At 72.0% G+C, this 5,729-nt stretch carries 5 protein-coding genes and 1 pseudogene; 2 read left to right on the top strand and 4 right to left on the bottom strand.

Translation table 11 applies throughout. The annotated features are described in order from the left end of the window. Together C1I97_RS29875 and C1I97_RS29870 are read left to right on the top strand one after the other, a co-directional pair. Positions 1-327: gluconokinase (locus tag C1I97_RS29875; RefSeq protein ID WP_369008372.1), on the top strand; the 327-nt coding region annotated here is incomplete at its 5' end. Between the two features lie 72 nt (positions 328-399). Continuing rightward, the gene (locus C1I97_RS29870) at positions 400-1,797 is read left to right on the top strand and encodes a GntP family permease (RefSeq protein ID WP_111006224.1); all 1,398 of its coding nucleotides are present in this window, start codon (positions 400-402) and stop codon (positions 1,795-1,797) included. A gap of 192 nt (positions 1,798-1,989) precedes the next feature. On the opposite strand, the gene C1I97_RS29865 is transcribed toward C1I97_RS29870, so the two are convergent. The 4 genes and pseudogenes from C1I97_RS29865 to C1I97_RS29850 form a co-directional block, all read right to left on the bottom strand. Further along, the gene (locus C1I97_RS29865; protein ID WP_111006223.1) at positions 1,990-2,616 is read right to left on the bottom strand and encodes a cytochrome b/b6 domain-containing protein; all 627 of its coding nucleotides are present in this window, start codon (positions 2,614-2,616) and stop codon (positions 1,990-1,992) included. Next, entirely contained in the window at positions 2,600-3,328 is a 729-nt protein-coding gene (locus C1I97_RS29860; protein ID WP_258382801.1) for a molybdopterin-dependent oxidoreductase, read from the bottom strand. Before C1I97_RS29860 ends, C1I97_RS29865 begins: the two co-directional genes overlap by 17 nt. A gap of 125 nt (positions 3,329-3,453) precedes the next feature. Continuing rightward, complete coding sequence (locus C1I97_RS29855; protein WP_111006221.1) at positions 3,454-5,013, bottom strand: APC family permease; 1,560 nt, start codon at positions 5,011-5,013, stop codon at positions 3,454-3,456. Positions 5,014-5,238: 225 nt separating this feature from the next. After that, positions 5,239-5,729 (bottom strand): annotated as a pseudogene (locus C1I97_RS29850) (hypothetical protein); the annotation flags it as partial.

Here is a 5,729-nt window from a genome sequence, read left to right as displayed (position 1 = left end):
GGGCTGGGCGGGGTGGTGAGCAGCTCGGCGCTGAAGCGGTCGTACCGCGACCGGCTCAGGGCCGCGGCCCCCGAGGTCGTGTTCGTCCATCTGACGGGCGACCGGGAGCTCATCGAGGGCCGCATGGCGCACCGCCGGGGTCACTTCATGCCGACGGCGCTGCTGGACTCCCAGTTCGCCACGCTGCAGCCGCTCCAGCCGGACGAGCGGGGCGTCGCGGTCGACGTCTCCGGCACTCCCGAGGAGATCACCGCGCGCGCCCTGGCCGCGCTGGACGACCTCGACAGCTCCACGCAGCCGACCGAGACGCGGCCGCCCCGGCGGTAACGCCTCTCCCCCACGGTCACCGACTGCGGCACACCTCTCCCCGACACCCCATCCACCTGCAAGGGAATACCCGTGACCAGACTCAGCGTCGAGATGCTGGCAGCGGACGCGCCCCCGCCGATCACCTCGGCCGGACACGCTCAGCTGGGCATCGCCGTCCTGGCGGGCATCGCCGTCATCGTCTTCCTCATCACCAAGTACAAACTGCACGCCTTCCTGTCGCTGACCATCGGGTCACTGGTGCTCGGCGCAATCGCCGGGGCGCCGCTCGACAAGGCGATCGCCAGCTTCACCGCCGGCCTGGGCTCGACCGTCGCCGGTGTGGGCGTGCTGATCGCCCTCGGCGCGATCCTCGGCAAGATGCTCGCCGACTCCGGCGGCGCCGACGAGATCGTCGACACGATCCTGGCGAAGGCCGGGGGCCGGGCGATGCCGTGGGCGATGGTGCTGATCGCCTCCGTGATCGGTCTGCCGCTGTTCTTCGAGGTCGGCATCGTGCTGCTGATCCCGGTGGTGCTGATGGTGGCCAAGCGCGGCAACTACTCCCTGATGCGCATCGGTGTCCCGGCACTGGCCGGTCTGTCCGTGATGCACGGCCTGATCCCGCCGCACCCCGGCCCGCTGGTCGCGATCGACGCGGTGAACGCCAACCTGGGCGTGACGCTGGCGCTCGGCATCCTGGTCGCCGTCCCGACGGTGATCATCGCCGGTCCGCTGTTCTCCCGGTTCGCGGCCCGCTGGGTGGACGTCCCCGTCCCCGACCGGATGCTGCCCCAGCGCCCGTCGGAGGAGCTCGAGCGGCGTCCCGGTTTCGGCGCCACGCTGGCCACGGTGCTGCTGCCGGTGGTCCTGATGCTGGCCAAGGCCCTGGTCGACATCGTCGTGGACGACCCCGCGAACATGACCCAGCGCGTCTTCGACATCCTCGGCTCCCCGATGATCGCCCTGCTCGTCGCCGTGCTCGTCGGCATCTTCACGCTGGGCGTCCCGGCCGGGTTCGGCAAGGAGCGGATCGCGCGGACCGTCGACAAGAGCCTCATGCCCATCGCCGGCATCCTGCTGATCGTCGGCGCCGGCGGCGGCTTCAAGCAGACGCTGATCGACTGCGGTGTGGGTCAGATGGTCCTGGACATATCCAAGGACTGGTCGATCCCGGCGCTGCTGCTGGCGTGGCTGATCGCGGTGGCGATCCGGCTCGCGACCGGCTCGGCGACCGTGGCGACCATCTCGGCGGCCGGTCTGGTCGCCCCGCTCGCCGCCGACATGTCGACCACCCACGCCGCCCTGCTGGTCCTGGCCATCGGCGCCGGCTCGCTCTTCTTCAGCCATGTCAACGACGCCGGGTTCTGGCTGGTGAAGGAGTACTTCGGCATGAGCGTCGGACAGACGGTCAAGAGCTGGTCGGTCATGGAGACGGTCATCTCGGTGGTCGCCGGCGCCCTGGTCCTGCTGTTGTCCCTGGTGATCTAGGAGTGGTACGGCGACGCCGGCCAGGGCGGGCTGAAGACGCTCACCCAGGGCACGAGCGCCGGCTGGGGTCCTTACGGGGTGCGGGCTAACGGCCCCGGCCCGGGCCGTGTCGAGACCGAGCCGACCGAACTCCTCGTCGAGGACGAGGAGTTCAGCGCCGGGGCGCTGCTGGGCTTCGGCCCCTGAAAGGTCCTAAGGCCGCCACAGCGGGTGTTCGCCGGCCGCCCAGGCTCGGGTGACCAGGCCCGTGCGCAGCCCTCGGCGGGCTTCCGGGTCGCCGAGGGCCATGCCGATGTGGCCGGCCAGGACGATGCCGATGGTCAGGGCGAGCCAGTCGTGGACGAAGGTCGCGCCGGTGCGCCAGGCCAGGGGGGTGAGGTGGGTGAACCACATCATCAGGCCCGTACCGAGCATGACCAGAGCGGCTCCGGCGATCCAGGCGGCGTAGATCTTCTGACCGGCGTTGAACTTGCCGGCCGGGCGCGAGGAGCGGCGTTTGTCGCGGCGCAGGGCGGCGCGCAGCCAGAGGCGGTCGTGCGGGCCGAAGCGGTTGAGGAAGCGCAGGTCGGCGCGGAAGACGCGGGAGGCCAGGCCCAGCAGGACCGGTACGGGCAGGGCGAGCCCGGCGCACTCGTGGACGCGGACCACCAGCTCGCGGCGGCCGACGAGTTCGGCGAGCTGGGGGATGTAGAGGCAGGCCGCCGTCACCACGCACACGCCCATCAGCGCGGCTGTGGCCCGGTGCACCCACCGCTCGGTCCGGGTGAAGCGGCGGACGCGGGTGCCGGCCGGGGCCGGGGTGTCAGCCCGTAGGGACATCGGTCCGTCCGTTCGAGCGGCCGACCCAGGCGTCGACGTCGTAGCCGAGGTGTTCCCAGTAGCCGGGCTCGACGCGGTCGGTGACGGTGATGCCGGAGAGCCACTTGGCCGACTTGTAGAAGTACATGGGGGCGACGTACAGGCGGACCGGGCCGCCGTGTTCGTGGCCGAGGTCCTTGTTCTGCATGCGCAGGGCGACCAGGACGTCGGAGCGACGGGCCTGGGCGAGGGTGAGGCTCTCGGTGTAGGTGCCGTCGAAGCAGGTGAAGCGGACGGCTCTGGCGTGGTCCCGCACTCCGGCCAGGTCGAGCAGGTGGGAGAGCCGTACGCCCTCGAAGGGCGTGCCGGGCACCCGCCAGCCGGTGACGCACTGGACGTCGCGGACCATGCGGGTCTGGGGCAGGGCCCGGAGACCGGCCAGTGTGTACGTCGCCGGGTGGTCGACGAGGCCGTCGACGGTGAGGCGGTAGGTCGTGGCGTCCTGGTGCGGGACGGACGCGGCGACCGAGTAGTAGCGGAAGCCTCCGCCGTTGGGGAGCAGGCCGCTCAGACCGGTGGGGTCCTTGCCGGAGACGGCGCCGAGGACGCCCTCCAGGCCGCGTTGCAGCGTGGGCGCGGCGGCCACGCCCAGGGCGCCGAGGCCAAGGGTGGCGAGGAAGACGCGGCGGCCTACCGGGCGGCCCTCCTCCTCGGGTGGCGGTTCGGGGCTCACCCCTTCATTCGAGCACCCGTGACCCCCGGCGGACCAGGGGTCGCGGGTGCTCGTCGGACTTCCGTCGTGCTTTCTCATGTGTTTCTCAGGCTGGGCGACTTTCCCAGGCTGGGCGACGCCTCGCCCTACCGCGCCTCCTCCACCGTCTTCTCCGCCTCCTTCTCCAGCTGGAACGCCTCGTTGCCCAGGCCGATGCGGGCGTGGACCTCCGGTCGGCGGGAGCGCAGGACGGCGCCCTGGACCAGGCCGACGACGAGGGCGAGGCCGATGATGCCGGGCAGCACCCAGCTCAGGGCCGAGCCGGGGCCGGCGTCGACCAGGACGTCGAAGTCCTTGACGGTGTAGGTGGCGATCACCAGCAGGGCCAGGCCCGCCAGGGCGGAGGTCACCAGCCGCCAGGCCTGCGCGGCCGCCGCTCCGCGCCGTACGAAGAAGACGATCACCGACAGGGAGGCGGCGGCCATCAGGACGATCACGCCGAGCGCGCCGAGGTTGCCGAACCAGGTGAACAGGTGCAGCACGGGCGCGGTGGGGTCGCCGGCCGGCTTGTCGTCGGTGGCCGCGAAGGCGATCACGATGACCAGCGAGACGATCGTCTGGGAGAGCGACCCGGTCGCGGGGGCGCCGCTGCTGCTGGAGGTGCGGCCGAAGGCCGCCGGCAGCAGGCCCTCGCGGCCCATGGCGAAGGCGTAGCGGGCGACGACGTTGTGGAAGCTGAGCATGGCCGCGAACATGCCGGTCACGAACAGCACGTGCAGGACGTCGGTGAAGGTGGCGCCGAGCCGGGACTCGGTCAGGGTGAACAGCAGCCCGGCGCTCTCCTTCTGCGCGGTGCCGACGACCGCCGAGGGGCCGGTGGCGACGGTGAGCGCCCAGCTGCTGATCGCGAAGAACACGGCGACGCCGCCGACGGCGAGGAACATCACGCGCGGGACCAGGATGTGCGGGCGACTGGTCTCCTCGGCGTACACCGGGGCCTGTTCGAAGCCGAGGAAGGCGGCGATGCAGAAACACAGCGCGGTGCCGATGCCGGCGCCGGAGAGCGTGGCGGGGTCGAAGGCGTGCAGGGACAGGCCCTCCTTGGCGGGGTCGGCGACCGCGGCCACGTCGAAGATCACGACGAGGACGACCTCGATGACCAGCAGCACGCCGAGCACACGCGCGTTGACGTCGATCTTCAGCCAGCCGAGCACACCGACGACGGCCGCGGCCGCGAGGGCCGGTATCCACCAGGCGACGGTGAGGTCGGCGTAGGTGGCGAGCAGGTTGGAGACCTCGAAGCCGAAGATCCCGTAGATGCCGGCCTGGAGGGCGTTGTAGGCGACGAGGGCGACCAGGGCCGCGCCCGCGCCCGCGGTGCCGCCGAGGCCGCGGGAGATGTACGCGTAGAAGGCGCCGGCGTTGTGGACGTGGCGGCTCATCTCGGCGTACCCGATGCTGAAGAGGATCAGCACCGTGCCGAGGATCACGAAGAGCAGGGGCTGGCCGACGATCCCCATCACCGCGAATGCAGTGGGCATGACACCCGCGACCACCATGAGCGGGGCGGTCGCGGCGAGGACGGAGAGCAGCAGGCCCCCCGTGCCGAGGCGGTCGGCGCGCAGGGCGCGCTCCTCGCCCTTGAAGGTGCTGATGCCGCCGCCGTCGGCGGTGGTTCTGCTCGTGCTCGTGCTGCCCGTGGTCATCGGGGTTCGTCCTTTCGGGCGTCGGGGTCGTCGGCCGTACGGAGTTCGGGCTTGCGTTCGTGCAGGTCGTGCGGGCTTGCGTTCGTGCAGGTCGTGCAGGCTCGGGGTCGTGCAGGTCGTGCAGGTCGTGCAGGTCGTGCGGGCTTGCGTTCGTGCAGGTCGTGCAGGTCGTGCGGGCTCGGGGTCGTGCGGGCTCGAGGTCGCGCGCCGGCGCTCGCAAGGGCGCTACATCGCGCCGAGGGCGCCGGCGCGGGCGGTGCGGAAGGCGGTGTACGGGTCCCGGTCGGGGTACGACCACGGCGCCGGGGTGGGGTGGTCGCCGATGCGGTGGAACAGGGCGGCGGCCTCGGCGCCCCGGCCCTGGCAGTGCTTGGCGTGGGCGAGGAAGTTCAGGTCGACCAGGCGGCGGGGGTGGTCCTCCTGCTCCCACTCCAGCCACCAGTCGAACGCGGCCTTCATCACCTGCCGGGCCCGGCGGCCCGCCCAGTGCCCGGAGGCGACCGGTTCGGCGGGCAGGTGGCCGCCGGCGGCCAGGACTCGGTAGCGCTCGGCGTGCGCGACCACCGGGAGGATGGCCAGGGGCGAGTCGGCGGGCGCCTGCTCGGCGGTCCAGTTGGCGAAGTCGTACACCTCGTGGAGGGGGTCCGGGCCGCCGTCGGCGCGGCGCTCGGCGAGCCAGGACACCATCACGTGGTGGGCGTGGTGGTGGTCGGGGT

This window comes from Streptomyces sp. NTH33 (assembly GCF_003236365.1).
Lineage (GTDB): Bacteria > Actinomycetota > Actinomycetes > Streptomycetales > Streptomycetaceae > Streptomyces.
This window is presented reverse-complemented; position numbering and strand designations above follow the sequence as displayed.

Coding starts and splice junctions, on each gene's coding strand:
- C1I97_RS29855 (WP_111006221.1), bottom strand. CDS start 5,013: ATGACCACGGGCAGCACGAGCACGAGCAGAACCACCGCCGACGGCGGC.
- C1I97_RS29865 (WP_111006223.1), bottom strand. CDS start 2,616: ATGTCCCTACGGGCTGACACCCCGGCCCCGGCCGGCACCCGCGTCCGC.